The sequence below is a fragment of the Paenibacillus barengoltzii NBRC 101215 genome, from assembly GCF_004000745.1.
Classification (GTDB): Bacteria; Bacillota; Bacilli; order Paenibacillales; family Paenibacillaceae; genus Fontibacillus; species Fontibacillus barengoltzii.
In genome coordinates this window covers 77683-97694 of sequence record NZ_BILV01000011.1, presented here as the reverse complement: position 1 = coordinate 97694, position 20012 = coordinate 77683, and the positions used below count along the sequence as shown (strand labels likewise).

General features: G+C 50.9%; 22 protein-coding genes. 21 read left to right on the top strand and 1 reads right to left on the bottom strand.

Annotation, left to right across the window (positions count from 1 at the left end):
* Positions 1–18 precede the first annotated feature (18 nt).
* The 17 genes from PBA01S_RS04900 to PBA01S_RS04820 all read left to right on the top strand — a co-directional run bounded on the left by PBA01S_RS04900 (position 19) and on the right by PBA01S_RS04820 (position 16859).
* Positions 19–1266, top strand: a complete 1248-nt coding sequence (locus PBA01S_RS04900; protein WP_371859497.1) for an MFS transporter — start codon at positions 19–21, stop codon at positions 1264–1266.
* Positions 1266–1868, top strand: a complete 603-nt coding sequence (locus PBA01S_RS04895) for a nucleotidyltransferase family protein (RefSeq protein WP_127575465.1) — start codon at positions 1266–1268, stop codon at positions 1866–1868. Before PBA01S_RS04900 ends, PBA01S_RS04895 begins: the two co-directional genes overlap by 1 nt.
* 299 nt (positions 1869–2167) lie before the next feature.
* Entirely contained in the window at positions 2168–2566 is a 399-nt protein-coding gene (locus tag PBA01S_RS04890; protein WP_127575464.1) for a hypothetical protein, read from the top strand.
* Positions 2567–2607: 41 nt separating this feature from the next.
* Positions 2608–3498 (top strand): NAD-dependent epimerase/dehydratase family protein, encoded by an 891-nt coding sequence (locus PBA01S_RS04885; RefSeq protein WP_127575463.1) that lies wholly within the window; start codon positions 2608–2610, stop codon positions 3496–3498.
* Positions 3499–3507: 9 nt separating this feature from the next.
* The gene (locus PBA01S_RS04880; RefSeq protein WP_127575462.1) at positions 3508–4257 is read left to right on the top strand and encodes an SDR family NAD(P)-dependent oxidoreductase; all 750 of its coding nucleotides are present in this window, start codon (positions 3508–3510) and stop codon (positions 4255–4257) included.
* A 141-nt stretch (positions 4258–4398) separates the two neighbouring features.
* Positions 4399–5664, top strand: coding sequence for an MFS transporter (locus PBA01S_RS04875; protein ID WP_085279004.1), 1266 nt, complete (start codon positions 4399–4401; stop codon positions 5662–5664).
* A gap of 36 nt (positions 5665–5700) precedes the next feature.
* On the top strand, positions 5701–6729 hold the full coding sequence (locus tag PBA01S_RS04870) for a TIR domain-containing protein (protein WP_255315290.1): 1029 nt from the start codon (positions 5701–5703) through the stop codon (positions 6727–6729).
* Positions 6726–6956 carry a hypothetical protein gene (locus PBA01S_RS04865; RefSeq protein ID WP_127575460.1) on the top strand — a complete coding sequence of 77 codons (231 nt, stop codon included), beginning with the start codon at positions 6726–6728 and terminating at the stop codon, positions 6954–6956. The genes PBA01S_RS04870 and PBA01S_RS04865 overlap by 4 nt, the downstream gene beginning before the upstream one ends.
* 158 nt (positions 6957–7114) lie before the next feature.
* The gene (locus PBA01S_RS04860) at positions 7115–8047 is read left to right on the top strand and encodes a Gfo/Idh/MocA family protein (protein ID WP_127575459.1); all 933 of its coding nucleotides are present in this window, start codon (positions 7115–7117) and stop codon (positions 8045–8047) included.
* 91 nt (positions 8048–8138) lie between these two features.
* Positions 8139–9068, top strand: coding sequence for a hypothetical protein (locus tag PBA01S_RS04855; RefSeq protein WP_028538933.1), 930 nt, complete (start codon positions 8139–8141; stop codon positions 9066–9068).
* A gap of 327 nt (positions 9069–9395) precedes the next feature.
* Positions 9396–9905 (top strand): hypothetical protein, encoded by a 510-nt coding sequence (locus PBA01S_RS04850; protein WP_127575458.1) that lies wholly within the window; start codon positions 9396–9398, stop codon positions 9903–9905.
* A 599-nt stretch (positions 9906–10504) separates the two neighbouring features.
* Entirely contained in the window at positions 10505–12202 is a 1698-nt protein-coding gene (locus tag PBA01S_RS04845; protein ID WP_127575457.1) for a glycoside hydrolase family 13 protein, read from the top strand.
* 94 nt (positions 12203–12296) lie between these two features.
* Entirely contained in the window at positions 12297–13238 is a 942-nt protein-coding gene (locus PBA01S_RS04840) for a DUF7916 family protein (protein WP_127575456.1), read from the top strand.
* A 5-nt stretch (positions 13239–13243) separates the two neighbouring features.
* Positions 13244–13750 carry a metallophosphoesterase family protein gene (locus PBA01S_RS04835; protein WP_028538930.1) on the top strand — a complete coding sequence of 169 codons (507 nt, stop codon included), beginning with the start codon at positions 13244–13246 and terminating at the stop codon, positions 13748–13750.
* A 279-nt stretch (positions 13751–14029) separates the two neighbouring features.
* On the top strand, positions 14030–15109 hold the full coding sequence (locus PBA01S_RS04830; protein WP_016312294.1) for an ABC transporter substrate-binding protein: 1080 nt from the start codon (positions 14030–14032) through the stop codon (positions 15107–15109).
* Between the two features lie 38 nt (positions 15110–15147).
* The gene (locus tag PBA01S_RS04825; protein ID WP_085279011.1) at positions 15148–16062 is read left to right on the top strand and encodes an ABC transporter permease; all 915 of its coding nucleotides are present in this window, start codon (positions 15148–15150) and stop codon (positions 16060–16062) included.
* Complete coding sequence (locus PBA01S_RS04820; RefSeq protein ID WP_016312292.1) at positions 16062–16859, top strand: ABC transporter ATP-binding protein; 798 nt, start codon at positions 16062–16064, stop codon at positions 16857–16859. The genes PBA01S_RS04825 and PBA01S_RS04820 overlap by 1 nt, the downstream gene beginning before the upstream one ends.
* A gap of 74 nt (positions 16860–16933) precedes the next feature.
* Here PBA01S_RS04820 and PBA01S_RS04815 read toward each other — a convergent pair whose 3' ends face one another.
* A complete protein-coding gene (locus PBA01S_RS04815; RefSeq protein WP_127575455.1) occupies positions 16934–17302 on the bottom strand; it encodes a DUF2512 family protein in 369 nt (122 codons plus the stop codon).
* A 92-nt stretch (positions 17303–17394) separates the two neighbouring features.
* Between PBA01S_RS04815 and PBA01S_RS04810 the strand changes: the two genes are divergently transcribed.
* The 4 genes from PBA01S_RS04810 (at position 17395) to PBA01S_RS04795 (ending at position 20010) form a co-directional block, all read left to right on the top strand.
* Positions 17395–18345 carry an NAD(P)/FAD-dependent oxidoreductase gene (locus PBA01S_RS04810; RefSeq protein WP_127575454.1) on the top strand — a complete coding sequence of 317 codons (951 nt, stop codon included), beginning with the start codon at positions 17395–17397 and terminating at the stop codon, positions 18343–18345.
* Positions 18335–18637 (top strand): antibiotic biosynthesis monooxygenase family protein, encoded by a 303-nt coding sequence (locus tag PBA01S_RS04805; RefSeq protein WP_016312289.1) that lies wholly within the window; start codon positions 18335–18337, stop codon positions 18635–18637. The genes PBA01S_RS04810 and PBA01S_RS04805 overlap by 11 nt, the downstream gene beginning before the upstream one ends.
* A 219-nt stretch (positions 18638–18856) precedes the next feature.
* A complete protein-coding gene (locus PBA01S_RS04800) occupies positions 18857–19372 on the top strand; it encodes a GNAT family N-acetyltransferase (RefSeq protein WP_085279013.1) in 516 nt (171 codons plus the stop codon).
* 29 nt (positions 19373–19401) lie between these two features.
* Entirely contained in the window at positions 19402–20010 is a 609-nt protein-coding gene (locus PBA01S_RS04795; protein WP_028538925.1) for a TVP38/TMEM64 family protein, read from the top strand.
* The last annotated feature ends 2 nt before the right edge of the window (positions 20011–20012 follow it).

The following is a 20012-nucleotide window of genomic DNA, read 5'->3' as shown; positions in this document are numbered from 1 at the left end:
CCGAAAAAATGTGAGGTCATGATGAACCAGTCAACCGCCGTGAAGTCGGCGAATCCTGTACTTACAGTCTATCCGATTCTTTTTGCGATCAGCACGGTGCATTTATTAAACGATACGATGCAATCCGCGATTCCGGCCTTATTCCCGGTGCTGCGCGAATCCCTCTTGTTATCCTATGGCCAAATCGGCTGGATTTCGTTCGCCATGAACATGACAGCCTCCTTGTTCCAGCCCTTGGTTGGTTTGTACTCTGATGTTCGGCCCCGGCCTTATATTCTACCGCTTGGAGTTTGCTTCACGCTGGCGGGCATCGTTATGCTGGCCTTTGCTCCCAGTTATCCTTTGATTCTGCTGGCAGTTACCTCTATTGGGCTGGGGTCGTCGGTGTTCCATCCGGAGTCGTCGCGTGTAGCTTATTTAGCGGCGGGTCCAAGACGCGGCCTAGCGCAGTCGATCTTTCAAGTCGGCGGGAACATCGGGGCGTCGTTAGGTCCGATCATGTCAGCTTTGATCTTTATCCCGTTAGGTCAGACCAGCGTAGCTTGGTTTGCTTTGGCAGCGGTTGCGGCGATCGTCATCCAGTTTTTCGTAGCAAAATGGTACAGCGGCCAGGATTTGAAACCACGTAAGCTGCGTGCAGCGGGTTCGAAAGCCGCAGGTGGAGCAGCTCGACCGAAGAGCCGGCTCAGCCGGGGCAAAATCATGCTGGCTATTACCGTGCTTGTGCTGCTGTTGTTCTCTAAAAACGTATACTCGATCAGTATCTCGACGTTTTATTCATTTTTCCTTATGGACCACTATGGCGTTGCGAAAGATACGGCTCAATGGTATATTTTTGCCTTTTTGGCGGCTTCGGCGGTGGGCACGTTTTTTGGCGGGCCGATCGCGGACCGCTATGGGCGGCGCAATATCATATGGGTATCTATCCTCGGGACGGCGCCGTTTTCGCTGTTGTTGCCTTATGCCAACCTGTTCTGGTCAGGCGTACTCGTTGTCATTGCCGGCCTGATCATGTCCTCGGCGTTTTCGATCATCGTCGTGTATGCGCAGGAGTTATTGCCGGGAAAGGTCGGGCTGATCTCGGGCTTGTTCTTTGGCTTGTCCTTTGGGCTTGGCGGCTTAGGGTCTGCCGTGTTGGGGAACTTTGCCGATCAGGCGGGCATTTTGTTCATTATGCAGGTCTGCTCTTTGCTGCCGTTGATCGGTCTGCTCACCGTCCTGCTGCCCAAGGATGAAGCATTAAAACAGCAGGAGGCAGGGAGCTGATGATATCAACGATTACTGGTGCTGCCGATTTGATTGAGGCGATTCGCCGGCAGCCGGACATGATGACGGATCTGCAGCTTGTTGCTGAGCTGAAGTTGCCTCAGGGCTGCATCGCCGCCGGATATATTCGCAACTTTGTCTGGGACGTGCTGCATTGCTATGCTGAACGGACGCCGCTGCACGATGTGGATGTGCTGTATTATGATCCATCGTGTCTAGATGAGGAGGCGGAGAAAGCCAATGATGCAAAACTGCGCGAACGAAATCCTCGGTTGAATTGGTCGGTGAAAAATCAGGCGCGCATGCATTTGCGCAACGGTACTCCGCCTTACCGTTCGGTTGAGGATGCTATGCGGTATTGGCCGGAAACGGCAACGGCGGTGGCCGCACGCTTGAACGCAGCGGGGGAGGTCGAGCTGATCGCGCCCTTCGGGCTGGACGATCTCCTGTCGCTTCGGGTTCGGCAAGGGCCGTATTTTCACGATCATCACGTGTTCCAGAATCGGGTCCACGACAAAGAATGGCTCAGACGCTGGCCGCTGCTAAAGCTGGTTGAGGAGGGAGCTGCGGGTTCCTCATTGAACGAGGGGGGCCTCACCTAGACCTAACGGATAACGGACTCAGATGACGTTATTTTGAGTCCAAACGCTTTTAAACGATCATTCACGGACCCCAGAGGCCTTATTTCCCGGAAATTGCTCCTTTCAAGGCAAACTGAGCGTGAATAAGGTCATTGAAGTCCGTTAAATTTTTATCAAGCACAAAATCAATGAAATAAGGGCTCTGTGGTTCGTTAGAACTTCATCCAATCCCTCCCGCCAACAAAACCTGCTTCTCCCTGCATTTTCATGATAAAATTTGGTTATTGGCTTTTTGATCCATCCATAGGGAGAGTAGATACATGAAGAGCTCAAAAGGGTATTTTTATTATTTCATCTGGATGCTTGGAGCCCTGGTATTGATGTATTATGGACATCAGTTTACTGACATGATGAATCATAAGACACAAACGCTGGGTAAAATCGATTACGGCTTGATTGGCAAAATTGCCTATGGCTTAGCATTTGGATTGTATTTAAGCTTTTTGAACGGCTTTCCAAATCGGCGGAAGTTCCACCGCCCGTTGTTTGCTTTCGTTTTTGTGCCCAGCTTCCTGTTGCTGATCTATCCAATCATTACGATGTATGTGAAACAGATCTATATCGTGGATTACTTTGAGATTGTGCGAGACCCGCAAATGTTTTTCTTTGGGATGCTTACCGCTTTATCCTTAATCAAAAGCACGTTTACAACGCGTTAATCCCGTGAAAGGGAATTAGCCGATGATCGGAGGAAGAAGAAATGGCAAAGATTCTAGTACTCGGCGGTTCTCGTTATTTTGGCAAAAGACTGGTTAACCTGCTGGCAAGTTCGGGTAAGCATGAGGTTACGGTTGCGACCCGCGGCCAAACGGAGGCCCAGTTTGATGCGCCGGTCACGCATTTGCGGCTGGACCGTACAGATGAGAAATCGTTGCAAGAAGCGGCTGCGGCGGGACCTTGGGATCTGGTGTACGATAATATCTGTTATTCTCCAAACGAAGCGCTTGCTGCGGCGCGGGCATTCAAGGGGCGCGTCGGGAAGTATATTTTGACTTCCACCTTATCGGTCTATAAGCTCGGCAAATCGCCATTGGCCGAAGAAGACTTCGATCCTTATCATTATGAGCTGAAGCTTGGGGATAAGCAGGCGTTTGATTATGGGGAAGGGAAACGACTGGCTGAAGCGGCTTTTTTCCAACAGGCAGGTTTCCCGGTGAGCGCCCTGCGGATTCCGATCGTATTAGGGCCGGATGACTATACGCGTCGGTTGCATTTTCATGTCGAGCATGTCCAGCTGGGGCAGCCGATCGGGATTCCAAATCCGGACGCATCGATCTCCTTTATCACTTCAGCGGAAACGGCGAAGTTCTTGGCCTGGCTGGGGGATAACGAACTGACTGGCCCGATTAACGCTTGTTCTGATGGCGAAATTCCCATTGGCGAAATTATCCGCTTAATTGAATCGATCACCGGCAAAACAGCGTTGATCGAACGTGAAACGGCTCAGGAGCATCAATCACCATTCGGCATCCCAAGCTCATGGGTAATGGACAATACCAAAGCACGTGAAGCAGGATATCAGTTTGAAGCGCTGGGCGATTGGCTGCCGGGATTAATCCGTCACATTGCGGAGAGCGGACAGAAGGAGTGAGGTTTGGGGATGTCTTTTGCAAACAAGACCGTCATTGTCACGGGAGCAGGGCAGGGCATTGGCCGCGGTGTGGTTGAAGCTTATGCTCGGGAAGGTGCGTCTGTCGTACTGGCGGAGTTCAATGAAGAAACCGGCAGAGCAACAGCGGAGGCAATCCGCAAGAACGGGGGCCAGGCCATATTCGTGCCGTGCGATGTTCGCCAGGAGGCAGACATTGTTCGTTTAATGGAGACAGCTGAGCGTGAACTGGGGCGGATCGATATTTTGATTAACAATGCGGGAGTATCGCGATTTAAATCCACCTATGAGCTCACGGTAGAGGAATGGGACGATGTGCTGAACACCAATGTGCGAAGTACGTTTATAGCCTCCCGTGAGATGGCCAAACGTGTGAAGGGGAGCGGCCGGGGTGGAGCCATTGTGAATATCTCCTCTACACGTTCGCTCATGTCTGAGCCTGGTTCGGAGGCGTACGCCGCTTCCAAGGGAGCCATCGTATCGCTTACGCATGCGCTGGCTGTATCGCTTGGCCCGGACGGCATCCGCGTGAATTGCATCAGTCCGGGGTGGATTGAAACCGGCGATTACAATGCTTTGCGCGAGATCGATCACAAGCAGCATCCGGCAGGACGCGTTGGAACTCCGGAGGATATCGCCCGGGCCTGCCTGTACTTGACTCACCCGGACAATACATTTGTGACCGGCGCGCATCTAGTAGTTGACGGCGGGATGACGCGGAAGATGATTTACGAGCCTTAAGGCGAGCAAATCCGAATCAACACGATAGATATAGGGAGATTAAGCATGGGACCGATTTGATCCTTCACTCTTGAACCTAACCTTTTTTTTGACCCCGGATTTTCCGGGTTATTTGGTTTGGAACAAAGGAGTGATACGGGGATGAAACGGTCCTTTTTTTGGTTATGGAGTTCGCAAACCTTGTCTAACATGGCGGACGTCCTGTATATTGTCGCTTTTATTACGCTGGTCCTGGATCAGACCGGATCCATCATCTTTGCGACGTTGGTTCCTTTGATTCGGGTGAGTTCCCAGTTAATCAGCAGCTTGCTGGCTCCCTTGGTGATCAACAGATTTCGACTGACCACAATATTATCGATATCGCAAGGCGGTCAGTTTCTGTTATTTTCGTTGCTTGCGTTGTATGTCTCCCCATGGGTTGGTGGAACTGCCCCGGGCATTCTGTATGGAGTGATCTTAGTGATTTCCTTCCTCGACGGATGGACGACACCTGCGAGGAATGCCCTGATTCCCAGGCTGGTTCGGGACGATACGTTGCTGAAAGCGAACAGTATGATCGCGGTGACGGATCAAATCATCCAGTTTGCAGGATGGGCGCTCAGCGGTGTAGTTGTGGCGAAGTTTGGTTCGTTTCCGGTGCTTGTTGCGGTTGCTGGAGCTTACGGAATCGCTATGTTGGCTACGACCCGAATCGTAGATCCGATCGGAGGGCAACTTCGAAATACAACATCTATGGCAACAAATGGAGATAGGGGATCCAGACGGGCCATCTCTCATTGGGAAACGTTAAAAGAGGGGTGGATCACCCTATGGCGATTGCCAAGATTGCGTGCACTAACCTGGATGGAGATGATGGAACTGTTAGGCGGTTCGATATGGTCGGGGGCATTTTTGCTTGTATTTGTGCGCGATATTTTACACCGGGATGAATCATGGTGGGGGTATATCAACGCTGGTTATTTTGCCGGGGCTGTATTAGGCGGACTGTGGATTGTAGCTCTGGTAAACAAGTTGGAGAATCGGTTGTACCCAGCACTGCTGATCGGTATGCTCGGATATGCCGTTTTGACCTTTGCCTTTGCGTTAAACACTTCCGCTGTTTTGACGCTGGGCATAGTGCTGTTGACCGGTCCGTTTTCCGAATTAGTCGGAGTTGCCCGCCAAACGTTTACGCAACGCAGCGCCGGTCCGGATCAGTTGCCCAAAGTACTATCAGCTCAATCCGCGTTGCAGAATTTCCTGTTTGGAATATCTCTGCTGCTCATGAGCTTCATCGCGGAGGGGTTCGGAATTATCTACGTTTACTTGCTGGCAGGAGGGTGGAGCGTACTTTCAGTCTTCATCGGAGTACGACATCGCCAAGTATTCCATCCACCTGCACAGAACGAATCGGGATGGTATAATTAGGAAAAGATGATTCGTTTTTCAAGGAGCTGTGGAGTTGTGGATGTGACCAAGCCGAACGTCTTTATTGGATCTTCAAGGGAAGCGATCGGGATCGCGAGCGGGATCCAGGCCCAGATCAACCGATATGCCCAGGTAACTCCATGGTATGCCGGCGCGTTCGAAGGCAATGACTACACGATGGAATCGCTGGAGAAGCAACTTGGCAAGAACGACTTTGGAGTGTTCATATTTGCACCGGATGATGTCGTTTTCTATCGGGGGAAGTTTGTTTTGATCACCCGGGACAATACCCTTTTTGAAATGGGATTGTTTTGGGGTAGATTGGGACGAAGGCGGGTTTATGCCATCATCCCGCAGGAGATCAGAGAGTGTGACGATCTCATTCCAGGGGAGAAAATTTCAGAATATCATCTCTTATCTGATCTTCAAGGCTTAACGTTGCTAAGATATGAGGTTCGAACGGATGGGAATGACGAGGCGGCTGTCGCCGTCGCCTGCCGCTCGCTTATCAAAGCAATTCAAGAAGAAGGATGTTACCAAGACCCGCGCGATGAACTTGCAAGAATGGAAATGGAGCTGGAGCGTAAACGCCGAATCCTGCATCTCTTTTGGACTTATAATAAAAATATAACCGTACCCGATGAGCAGGAACGTTACAACGCTTTGAGCGAAGCCATTCGGACGTCGATTCTTCCCCCTCCGGGGTATCTGGTAACCGGTGCTGCGCTATGGAAGGCACAGGGAGATGAGGGGATGGGGCAGGTAGGAGGCAACGTAGGGAAAGGCAGATTTTTTACCTTTCATGAAAACAAAATGCGGGTGGAATCCGGACAACAGCCGATCTACGTGTTAGATGCGTATTTAACCTCAAAATGGGCTTTCTTTAGACGTCTTGAAGTTGAACAGGTATACATCCTATGCTATCCTTTAGGTAGAGAACATGTGCTTTCGGTTCATTTTTCCGGAAGGCATCACTTGACCGAAGAGCAGTTAGGCCTCATCGTATCTGATAACAATGAACTGCTGCGGACCATTCATTATATCCTTGGAGGGGATTCGGTATGAAGCGAGGTAACTTGAAACTGAAGCAAGGCACTGCCCCGGTTCCCAAGGCTTCCAAGCATTTGTCCCCATCGATGATGATGGATGCCAAGCGTACAAAGGGACGTAAGCTTCAATCCAGCCGCCCTAAAGGCATTCTCTATATTGGTCCTTCCGTCGAAGGCGGAGATAAGGAATATGTGAAGGTTCTCACGGGTGATGTAGACCGTACGAAACCTTCCTTCGTTTAATCGATCAGTCGAACACACCCCCCCCATGATCAACATGGGGGGGGTATTTTTTTGCTGCGGATAAATTTACATCTTCCTTCCCCTATGCCAAAATGAAAGGAAACGTTGACCCATTTACTCCAACGAAATTATGAAGCTATGCTCAGGAGGCCAAAAAGATGCGTATCGGAATCATCGGACTCGGCGATATTGCGCAAAAAGCGTATTTGCCTGTGATTACGGCGAGGGAGGACGTCGAACTTGTCTTGAGTACACGAAATCAGGAGACACTTGCCAAACTGGCGGCTAAATACCGTATACCGGAGACGGTTGGAAGCGTGGACGAGCTCGTGAAGTCCGGTGTGGATGCTGCGTTCGTCCATTCGGCAACGGAGTCCCATCCGGCGGTGGTGGAGCAACTGATTGAGAACGGAATCCACGTCTACGTGGATAAACCAATCGCTTATCATTTCGAGGAATCCAAGCGGCTCAGCGAACGAGCGGAGCAAAAAGGCGTACTGCTTATGACGGGCTTCAACCGACGGTTTGCTCCGATGAACGCAGCCCTCAAGGATCAACCGAATCGCCGGCTTGTATTGCTGCAGAAAAATCGCACGCCTTCGCCCGACTATGCTCGCCGCTTCGTGCTCGACGACTATATTCATGTGGTGGATACGCTGCGGTTTCTAGCACCGGGTGACGTCCAAAACTTTCACATCTCCACCCGAGTACAGGAGGGCAAGCTGTACCATGTCACACTTCAGTTGGAGGGTGACGGCTTTACCTGCATCGGTATCATGAACCGTGACTCAGGGGCTAACGATGAAATCCTGGAAGTGATGAGCCCTGGTCAGAAATGGCGGGTAGACGGGTTGAACACGACGGAGCTTTATGCTGGCGGCGAGGCGAAACGGTTGACTTTTAAGGACTGGGATCCGGTGTTGTATCGGCGGGGATTCGTACAGATTATCGACCATTTTATCCGCTGTGTTCGCGAAGGAATGAAACCGGCTATCTCACTGCAAGATTCGTTGGAAACCCATCGGCTGTGTGAGGAGATCGTGAAGAGTGCTGAGGCGAATGGCGCTGCAGCTTGGGAACGACCGCTTTGAAACTTTCGCTCTTGACCAACGTAGAACAGGATATCGAAACTACGCAGGCCGGACAGGACAACCGTTCCGGCGGGAAAGGGAGGAGCTTAGGTTGTTCGAGGATCTTAACGCTCGCATGGCAGAACTGAAAGAGAAGGGCCGGAATCAGGAGAAGTGGCAGCAACGCCTTAAAAACCTGAAGCAAGAGTTAACTGGTCTGCAAGAAGAACGGAACCGGTGGCAGAAGAAGCTGGCTGCAGAGGAAGAAGATGTTCGGAAGCTGTCGTCAATGTCAGTGTCCAACTTATTGGCTACCTTACTTGGCAACAAAGCCGAGAAGCTGGATCGGGAGCAGCAGGAAGTGCTGGAAGCCAAGATGAGATATGATGCCGCAGAAGCTGCGGTGCGCGATATGGAGCGGCAAATTGTGGAGATTGAGCGCAAACTGCTCGAGCTGGGTTCATGGAAGAACGAGTATGAACGTGTATTTCAAGCCAAAGAGCGGAAGATCCTGGAGGAGGATGGAGAGCTGCGGGAGCTGGCTGAACGCGAAGCGGTCCTCACTGTGCAGTTGAAAGAGGTGGATGAAGCGCTGCAAGCTGGGCGATCCGCCCTGCATGATCTAAATGCAGCGGAAGAAGATCTGCGTTCTGCGAAAAATTGGGGGACGTACGACATGCTGGGCGGCGGGATGTTGTCGACGCATATCAAGCACTCGCGGATTGATGAGGCAATGGACCATGTGACAGCTGCACGGCAAAGTCTGCGTGTGTATCAACGGGAGCTCAGCGACGTCGGAGCGAGCATATCCATGGATTTGGAAATCGGCGGACTGCTGAAGTTTGCGGACTATTTCTTTGACGATATTTTCTCGGATTGGATGGTCCAGGGACGAATCAACAACGGTTTAAATCAAGTCCGGAACCAGATTTCGGCGGTAAGCGAGGTGCAACGCCAGCTGGAAACCGCGAAGCGCAAGCTGGAAACGGAACGGGCGGAAGTGCATCGGAAATACGTCCAAGTGGTGGAGCATTACGCTTAAATGTATTCAAGCTCGGGAACTTTTGGGTTCCTGGGCTTTTTTTGGTCTTCAAGTATGATTCTAAAGACGGTGGTAGTCCGCTATGCGTTGGGATAGTAGCTAATCACGAGCTATGATCAAGCGCCTATTATGTTAGGTGGAATCCGAGATAGGCTGGAGGCAAATTAAGTACCCTGATCAACGGCAAATGACTATTCGGTAATGAAAATGATCGGCGTACGGAAATGACGGAGCCAATTGGAATAGAAACTTTTTATACTTTAATGGTAAAATGAGGAATGCGGGGATGGGACACCACAAAAAAACTTTTTTAGAAGGGAAAATTAAATGATGAAAAGATTGATTACAACATTATTTAATACCGCACTGATTCTATCTGTCGCTGCCGTTCCACTCGTCAGTGCCAAAAACAATGCTGGTGAATTCTCCAAAACCTCAGTTAACGTTCCCAATGTTCAATCATCTGACGGTACATACATTATTGTTAATGAGCAGCCTCCAGAAATAACACCAATGGCGATTTATGTTGCTGTAAATGAGACTCTGAATTCAAAAACTGGTTCCCAAAGTGTATACTTTGATACCTCCAAAACTTATGGTTGGTATAGAATTTGGGTAAGCAACACAAGTAAAGTAAAGTATAAAATCCTAATCAAAGATGATAATGGCAATAATCAAGGCGAGTTTGAAGTGTCGGCTGGTGGTACTAATACTATTAGAAATAATAATGCTGCAACTGGTAGAAGGTACGTTAGTATCACATCAACTGATGGTTCGACATTATCCGGTACAATAAGTGTTCGATTAGCTGAAGAAAAATCAGAAATTGCCCACTAAATAGTTCATTTTAGAAACCCAACGATTACAAACACACCTTATACAGCAAGTGCTGTGACAAGGAGTTGAAATTGGCGATCACGGTTGAAGAATGTTGATAGTGTGTGAAGATCGATGGTAATTGCAGCGCAGAAAGAAGAAGCACCGGGGGGCCGGGGCTTCTTCTTGTTTTAGGATATTAAGAAAACTTTTCAACAATGGTCTTTTTCCTGAGAGAAGGCGTTTTTTTATCCGCTTCCCAATTGTATAACGTTTTGACATCAACATTTAAAAAAGTAGCGGCTTCCTTGCAACGTTTCAAAACGCCCAAGAACGAGTACAGGTTCCCTCAGAACTGCGACAACTTAGTGTAGAAAGTATCGCAGCAATTTCAGAGGATAGTCCGACCACTATATTGTCAGAACATATCTGATCAAACGGGAAGGTCATGTGTAATAGGCTCGCTACCAATTCCTTCATTCTCATATTACAAGCGGTATATCCATCAAAATTCAGGCTTTGTTGGGCGGCGAGACTCATGTTTTGAAACTTGGGTGAACAGTCATACTAAGCAATACCATCAACATGGAACAAACTGATTACACCAGGAGGCTGAACTGATGAACCCGAAATGGTGGAAAGAAAGCGTCGTGTACCAAATCTATCCGATCAGCTTCAAGGATTCGAATGGGGACGGAGTGGGTGACCTGCGCGGGATCCTGTCCAAGCTGGATTATTTGCAGGACCTTGGGGTCGACGTCGTTTGGATCTGTCCGATCTATCAATCGCCGGGGCATGATAACGGCTATGATATTAGCGATTATTATAAGATCGATCCCGCTTTTGGCACGATGGAGGACTTTGATGAGCTGCTGGAAGGTTTGCACGCGCGGGGAATGAAGTTGATGATGGACCTGGTGCTAAACCACACTTCGGACGAGCATCCCTGGTTCCTGGAATCCCGGAAGTCCAAGGACAATCCGAAGCGGGATTACTACATTTGGCGGAAGGGCAAAAACGGAGGTCCGCCAAACAACTGGGAGTCGTATTTCAGCGGCTCGGTCTGGGAGTATGATGAACGTACCGACGAATATTATTTACATTTGTATTCCAAACATCAGCCCGACTTGAACTGGGAAAATCCGGCCGTCATCCGTGAGCTTCATGATATGGTGAAGTGGTGGCTTCAAAAAGGTGTGGACGGCTTCCGCTTTGATGCCATCGCGCATATCGCCAAGGCAAAAGGACTGCCGGATGCGGACAATCCGCAGCAGACACCGACGGTACGGGCGTACGAGTTGTTTTCAAACCTGGATGATGTACATACCCTTCTGCAAGACCTGTATGATAACGTGTTGTACTACTATGACATTATGACCGTAGGCGAAACGTCAGGGTTAGGTCCGGAGGAGGCGCTATGTTACGTTGGCGATGACCGTCGGGAGCTAAATATGACGTTTCAGTTTGAGCATATGTTTCTGGATGCGGCCTCTGCGGGCAGCGGCAAATGGGATGTTGTACCGTGGAAGCTGACGGACTTAAAGGAAGTCATCTCCCGCTGGCAGACCGTGCTGCATGGCAGGGGTTGGAACGCCAATTATTTGTGCAATCATGACCAGCCGCGCGCAGTTTCCCGTTTCGGAAACGATCAGGAGCCTTACCGCATACCGTCCGCGAAAATGCTGGCGACTTTCCTCCATATGCTGGAGGGAACGCCGTACATTTATCAGGGTGAGGAAATCGGCATGACGAACGTGGTCTTTGATTCGATTGACGATTATCGTGATGTAGAGACGCTTAACTACTACGAGGAGCAGCGGAGAAACGGTGTTCCGGAGGCGGACATAATGCGAGCGATTCATCTCAAGAGTCGGGATAACGCCCGCACCCCCATGCATTGGGATGCTGGACCACAGGCCGGGTTTACCACAGCCGAATCCGCTTGGATCCGAGTGAACCCGAATCACGAACGGATCAATGTGGAGGAAGCGATCCGTAATCCCGATTCGATATACCATTACTACAAAGAACTGATTCGTTTAAGAAAAGAACATGCGGTGATTGTCTACGGCGCATACGAGCTGCTGCTTCCCGATCATCCACAGATCTATGCGTTTACCCGGAAGTTGGAGAAGAGCCGCTTGCTGGTGATCCTGAACTTTAGTTCCGAGGAGCCGGTATTCGAATGGCCGGTAGAGGCAATGGAGCCGGAGGACATTGAATTATTAATCTCCAACTACGCTCCGCAGGAGCACGAGGATCTATTGAATTTACCGTTGCGCCCCTATGAAGCAAGGGTTTATTTGAAACGATACTGATTCACAGGAAGTTCGCATAGTCTGAAGCATTTGGGCGTGCTACACTGGTGATACAGGTGATGTGCAGAACTTGGAACGAATGGAGGGGTAGCCTATGAAACGGATCTTGGACTGCCGGGCTTCGGATTTTCGTCAGATGGATCGCGAAGCTCTAAAGGGAGCCATTTTGGCAGCAGAAGGACGAACGGTGATGGCGGAAACGGTGGTAACATCACAGCCGCTGCTGCCCGAGATCACCAATGCGGAGCTGGCTAAAGCTTTCGGCGCGGACATGATCTTGTTGAACGTCTTTGATGTATTTCACCCGCAGATTCGCGGTATTGCGTCGCGGGATTTGTTTGCCCCGGATCGCGGCAGTGAGGAGAGCGCGACGAGCACGCGAAACCCGATCGCAGAACTACAGCGACTCACGGGACTGCCGGTTGGCATCAATTTGGAGCCGGTCGATGAGTCGGCTGATGCGGTTGAAGGGCTTAATGAGCTGCCTGAAGGACGCAAGGCAACGGCGCTGAGCTTGGCCGAAACCAAGCGGCTGGGCGTGGATTTCGTGTGCTTGACGGGCAACCCGAAAACCGGCGTGACCCATGAACGCATCCTGCATACGATCCATGTGGCCAAGCGAGAATTCGATGGCTTGATCATTGCTGGCAAAATGCATGGCGCGGGTACTCGCGGCAGCGTGTTGGACAGCGAGGCTGCAATTCGGTTCGCTGAAGCCGGCGCGGATGTTGTGCTGCTGCCAGCTCCGGGAACCGTCCCGGGCGTGCGCGAGGAGGAGTTAGCCCGAGTTATCGCGGAAGTTAAGGCGCGGGGGGCTTTGGTTTTGGCGGCGATCGGCACAAGTCAGGAAGGTGCGGACGAATCTACGGTGCGGCAGATTGCCCTCAGCGCCAAACGTTCTGGCGCCGACATCGTACACATCGGGGATGCTGGTTACGCGGGTATGGCCATCCCAGAAAATATCCAAGCGGCATCCATCGCCATCCGCGGGCGTCGGCACACCTATGTGCGCATGGCCGCTTCACCGTTGAGGTAACGCGTATGCGCATCGGAGTCGTATCGGATACCCATATTCCGCGCCGTGGATCGGAGCTGCCTGTCAAACTTCGCCAAACCTTCCGCACCTGCGATATGATTCTCCACCTGGGGGATTGGGTGACGATGGAGGTTTACGAGCAATTAAGAGCGATTGCGCCGGTTGAGGGTGTGGCTGGAAACAATGATCCCAATGACATTATCCGAAAGTTCGGCTGGCATAAAGTTCTCGAGCTGGGCGGCAGGCGGATCGGACTGACGCATGGTCATCTCCCAGGCGGCGGGCATGGGGCTAAGAACAATGCAGAGCGGGTCTTCGCTGGCCAACCCGTAGACGCTGTGCTGTTTGGTCACTCGCACAAGCCTTACCTCGCGGAAAGCGGGGGCATCCTGTGGTTTAATCCCGGGTCTCCTACTGACAAACGGCGGGAACCCAAATACAGCTTTGGCGTGCTGGAGATTACTCCCCAAGCGATCAAGGCAAGACATATCTTTTTAGAGGCTAAAAAGTAGATCCAGGTTTATGTGGAGCTGCCAACGCGAGACCGATTTTCGGTTTTGCTTTGGAGGGCTCTTTATTATATCAATCTTAAGGCAGAAGTCCTATAACCTGTATTGACGTATAATTGACCACCATTTAATATAGAAATCATACTTCGTGTCCATGTTGGGCGAATCCTTGTCCACGGGCGCTTTAATCCTTTCATCATTAAAAGCGTTAAACAGATTGTGCTTTACTGCTCCAACACTGCAGGGTCATTAATTTCATGAGAGAGAAAGGGGAAACAAAACATGAAGAAGAAGCTTGGGATGATTCTCGCCATGTCGCTGCTGCTGGTCGGCGTCGTTGCTTGCGGTAACAATGCCGGCAATGGGAATGCTGCAAATGGGGGGAACGCCGGGGGAACCGGAACAGAAAATACCACGGGTGCGGGGAATACGTCAGATTCCGATCAGAAAACGTACAAAATCGCGATTTCACAAATCGTGGAGCATCCTTCCTTGGATGCAACGCGGGAAGGCTTCCTAGATGCTTTGAAGGACGCAGGCATTGTGGAAGGAGAGAACTTGGACCTGGATTACAACAATGCGCAGGGGGATCAAACGAACAATATGACCATTGCGCAAAAAATTGCCGGTGAGAAATACGATCTGGTGCTCGCGATCGCTACGCCGCCTGCACAAGCTGTAGCGCAACAGGTGAAGAACTCGCCGATCCTGTTCGCGGCGGTCACGGATCCGGTGGATGCCAAATTGGTGGACAATTTGGATCATCCGGGCGGGAACATCTCCGGGGCTTCGGATACGAACCCGGAAGCGATTACGAGACTGATGGACTTCATTGCTGAGCACTTTAAGGATGTGAAATCCGTAGGTTTGGTTATCAACCAAGGGGAACCCAACGCCGTTGTTATGGCAAACCATGCTGAGAAGGCGCTGGAAGCTCACGGCATCAAATTGGTGAAAGCCTCGGTAACCAATACGTCGGAAGTGAAGCAAGCAGCCGAATCGTTGGTAGGGCGTGTAGATGCGCTGTACATTACGCTCGATAACATGGTCGTTGAAGCTGTCAGCACGGTGATCCAGGTCGCGAACGATAACGACATTCCGTTCTTCTCGAGTGACCGCGATACGGTGGAGAAGGGCGCTTTTGCAACGGTCGGGTTCAAGTACTATGACCACGGGTATCAAGTGGGACAAATGGCAGTTGAAGTGCTGAAGAACGGCAAAAACGTCGGTGATCTGAAAGTGACGGTGCCGGATAAGCTCGACTTGATCATGAACCTGAAAGCGGCGGCTGAGCAAGGGATCGAAGTGACCGATGCGATGAAGGATGAAATTACGGATAAGGAAAACAATTTGATCGAATAGGCAGCACTCGCTCCTAATTTCTTGAGGAGGTACTCACCATGTTGAACTCGCTGCTGGGGGCGCTGGAATCCGGCCTGCTGTATGCGCTTATGGCGCTCGGCGTATATATTACGTTCCGCATTCTCGACTTTCCGGATCTGACGGTGGACGGTAGCTTTACGACCGGCGGTGCGATCGCTGCGGTTATGATCACAGGGGGAAGCTCCCCCTGGATTGCTACGATCGTCGCTTTTTTGGGCGGCTTGGCCGCCGGTGCGATCACCGGCATCATTCATACCAAAGGACGGATTAATGGACTGCTCTCCGGGATATTGATGATGATTGCGTTGTACTCCATCAATATGCGGATCATGGGCAAACCGAATGTAGGCTTGCTTGGGGAGACGACGCTGTTCACCTCGGTTTCGCCGCTGGTGTTCATGCCGATCGTTGTGATCGCCATCAAGCTGCTGCTGGATTTGTTCTTCCGGACGGAGCTGGGCTTGGCTCTGCGGGCCACCGGTGACAATAAACGGATGATCCGCAGTTTTGGTGCCCATACGGACAATACGATTATACTCGGGCTCAGTTTGTCTAACGGACTTGTGGCTTTGTCCGGGGCACTCATCGCTCAACAGTCCGGCTTCGCCGACATTTCGTCAGGGATCGGGATGATCGTCATTGGGCTGGCATCGGTGATTATCGGGGAGGCGATCTTCGGGGCGCGCACGGTATTTTGGGCCACTCTGGCAGCGGTACTCGGATCCATCGTCTATCGGGTGGTTGTCGCCTTGGCGCTGCGGATTGAATGGTTGGAGCAAACTGACTTGAAGTTGATTACGGCAGTTATCGTTATTATTGCACTAGTGGTTCCGACCGTCCAAAGAAACATGAAGCAAAAAGCGGTTGCTCGTCGGCGCGCCGCTGAAATTACGCAAACTGCCGGACAGAAGAGCGCAGGGGGTGGGTTCTAATGCTGAAGTTAACCCAGGTCTCGAAGCTCTTTCATCCCGGTTCGCCGGATGAGAAGATCGCGCTCATTGATGTCAATCTGCACCTGAACCCCGGTGATTTCGTAACGGTGATCGGCAGTAACGGGGCAGGAAAGTCGACGTTGATGAATATGATCTCCGGTGTCATTAAGCCGGATGCCGGCGAGGTTCGCCTAGGCGGCGTCGACATCAGCCACCTGCCGGAGCATCGCCGCAGCAAGTGGATTGGCCGTGTGTTCCAGGACCCGATGGCCGGTACTGCTCCGCATATGACCATCGAGGAGAACTTAGCGATGGCCTACTCTCGCGGGAAGACACGCGGCCTTGTGCTCGGTGTGAACGCGAAGCGCCGTTCCATGTTCCAAGAGCAGTTACGCAGGCTGGGCATTGGCCTGGAGAACCGGCTGCGCGCCAAGGTCGGTACATTGTCGGGCGGGGAACGCCAGGCGCTGAGCCTGTTGATGGCGACGTTTACCGAACCGGAGGTACTGCTTCTAGACGAGCATACTGCTGCACTGGACCCAGCCCGGGCTGAGCTGGTGACGAAGCTTACGCAGGAGATCGTTAGTGAGCTGAAGCTAACTACGTTGATGGTCACCCACAACATGGAGCAAGCGATCCGATTGGGGAACCGCCTTATCATGATGGATGGCGGGCGGATTATTCTCGATGTGGATGAAACGAACAAACGCGAGTTAACGATCGAACGGCTGCTAGGTGAATTTGAGCGCATCAGCGGCCACAAGTTGTCCGATGATCGCGTCATGCTGGGCAGCTAAATTGCAACTAAACCATCTACACAAAGCGCGAGTGCATAGGGGAATCCCTTGTACTCGCGCTTTTTTCGTTGTGTTTATCGAGCATCACGCACTCGTACGCTGCTATCCCTGCGAATGCCGTCTCGCAGCATCCAAGTGTGCAAGAACCATTCAAACACACCCATCACGATGGTAATGGCAAGGATTTCGCTAAGGGACAACGTCCATTCCGCGTTGGCGGCAATCGCCCACAGGAGGATAAAGACGAGAAACGCATCCACCACGGTTGCAATTGCATTGTTCGTCCGCGGAAGGATGAAGTAATCCCCGAATAAATAGGCTAGAATAGACAACGCTAAAGCTGTTAAAAGCGCTGAGATGAATGAAGCGTTGCTTAAGAGCATCACCATGACGATGACGATAATTCCATTGCCAAGTAGCTTGACGAAAAACTTGTCCAACATCTTTCACCTCCTTGTTTTACGCTTTAATTTTCTCCTAAGGGGAAAGTGGCTATACACTGAGTGAACGACACTAAGGAAAGCGAGATAACAACATGACTCAAATCACAAACTACGACTGCATGATCATTGGTGGCGGTATTGCAGGATTACAAGCCGCGATTCAGCTAGGTCGGTACTCGGTCCACAATGTACTCGTTATTGACGCAGGTTACGGGAGATCTACGTTATGCCGGCAATATCATAATCTGCTGGGGTTCCCGGAAGGGATTTCCGGCGAAGAATTACGCAGCCGGGGGAGAACACAGGCGAAGTCTTATGGTGTGAAATTTGTGCAGGATACCGTAATCGAGGCAAAGAAACGGGAGGAGGGATTTCAGGTAAAAACTTTAACCGGCCAAACGTATTCAGGTCGAACCTTGCTGCTCGCGATCGGTGTATTGGACCGTTTTCCCGATATCCCTGGTTTGGTTCCTACGCTTGGGCTAAGCGTCTACGTCTGCCCGGATTGTGACGGATACGAAATTGAAGGGCGTAATACGGTATTAATGGGGGCGGGGGACACCGGTGCCAAGATGGCCCTGCTGCTCATCCAGCGGACCCGTGATTTAACTTATGTGAATCATGAACAGACACCTGTTGCTCCATCGCTCCTGAAACGGATGGAGGAACACGGGATTCGCTACGAGGAAGCGGCCATCGCCGAAGTGAAGCAATCCGAAGGCTTCATCCGCAGCGTGAACTTACAGGATGGACGGAGCTTAGCAGCAGAACGGGGATTTATTGCGTTTGGCGGCAATGAAGTTCATTCCGGTTTAGCCGCTCAGTTGGGAGTGCGCATTGCCGAGAACCGTCATATCGAGACGAATCCCCGGACGAAGCAGACGAATGTCCCTGGTGTGTGGGTGGCTGGAGATCTAGGACTTCATGCGGAACAGGTTAGCGTGGCTATGGGGGAAGGCTCAATTGCCGCAATTTGGATTCATAAAGCACTAAGTCCGTGCTATAATCAGTTGAACGGAGGGGATGCAGAGGATGATTCTTGAAGTAGCTGAGCTGCATGTGAAGCCCGGAATGATCAATGATTTCGAAAGCCAATTCCGCAAGGCTTCGAAAATTATCAGCCGGGCGTCCGGTTATCTAGGACATGAGCTTCATAAGTGTGTAGAGACCGAAAATAAATATATTCTACTAGTGCGTTGGCAATCGATTTCTGCCCATGAGGTAGGTTTCCGTCAATCTCCTGATTATGAGGAATGGAAAACGCTGCTTCATCCATTCTACGATCCCATGCCTACAGTGGAGCACTACGTTCAAATTAAACATGAAATGGACTAGGAGCGATAGGGAGACTAGGAGCGATAGGGAATGGAAGAGATGATTTGGCGGCAGCTTGATTTTGTACGGCCCCAAACTTTGAAGCTGGTAAGAACGATACCGGCTATCGGATTGAAACCGTCGGCCAGTTAATCAATTTTACAACGTATCATGAAGGCATGCATTTTAGTGTGCTTAAGCTGTACAACAAAATTGTGTAAGGACTGTGAGCATGTACATATGACGGAACATTTCGAATATACAATTGAAGACGCCTCGCCGGAGGACTTGCCGGCGATCGTGGCGATTTACAATGAGACGATCGCTGGACGCATGGTTACCGCCGATTTGGAGCCGGTGACCGTTGAAGCCAGACGGAAATGGTTTGATGAGCATTCGCCTGATTTCCGGCCGCTATTGGTCATGAAATCCGAGGGAAAAGTCATCGCCTGGCTCAGCTTTCAGTCCTTTTACGGGCGACCGGCCTATAACGGAACAGCCGAAATCAGTATTTATATTACAGAAGCCTACCGTTCTCGCGGAATCGGAGGAATCTTGTTAAACCGAGCTTTTGCGGTTTGTCCTGAGATTGGGGTACACACGCTGCTTGGATTCGTGTTTGGTCATAACGAGCCAAGCCTAAAGCTGCTTAGTAAGTTCGGCTTCGAACGTTGGGCGCATTTGCCCCGGGTAGCCAATTTGGATGGCGTAGAACGGGATCTCGTTATTTTGGGAAAACGGGTTGTTGAGGCTTAAAATGCTTTGGGGAATGGGGATCAAATCATTTGAACGAATGGGTTAAAGAAATCACGGACTGGTTCTTGGAGACGACGCAGTTGGGCGGATACTCGATCCTGCTTCTTACGATCCCGCTCGCAGTTGTACAGGGGCTTTTTGGATTTTTTCCATTTGCCACGATCGTGATGCTGCATCTCTCCCTGCTGGGGATCACGAACGGTTTATTCGCCAGCTGGATTGCTGGTACGGCGGCGGGGATGGTCGTTTATCTGATGTGCAGATACTTTTTTGCGGATTGGTTTCACCGTCGGTGGTTAGTTAAGCTGCAAAAATACGAAAAATGGCAAAAAGGGTTAGACCGCTATGGGGTATGGGCAGTAATCTTTCTCCGCACCATTCCGATTATGCCCAACAATCTCATTTCGTTTATGTCGGCGATTTCGAATCTAAAGCTCCATTCTTATGTCTGGTCTAACCTGGTTGGGAACCTGTCAAGTATCTGGCTGTTTGGGATCTTAAGCGCATCGATCGTGTTTCCGGGGGTAAATCTTCAGGACTTGATCTTCTCCTACGTCTTATTCTTGCTTGTGCTGGGCGTCATATTCGTGATTCGCAACCGGATCCTGTCCAAGAAGAAAGAAGGCATGAGATCTTAGCA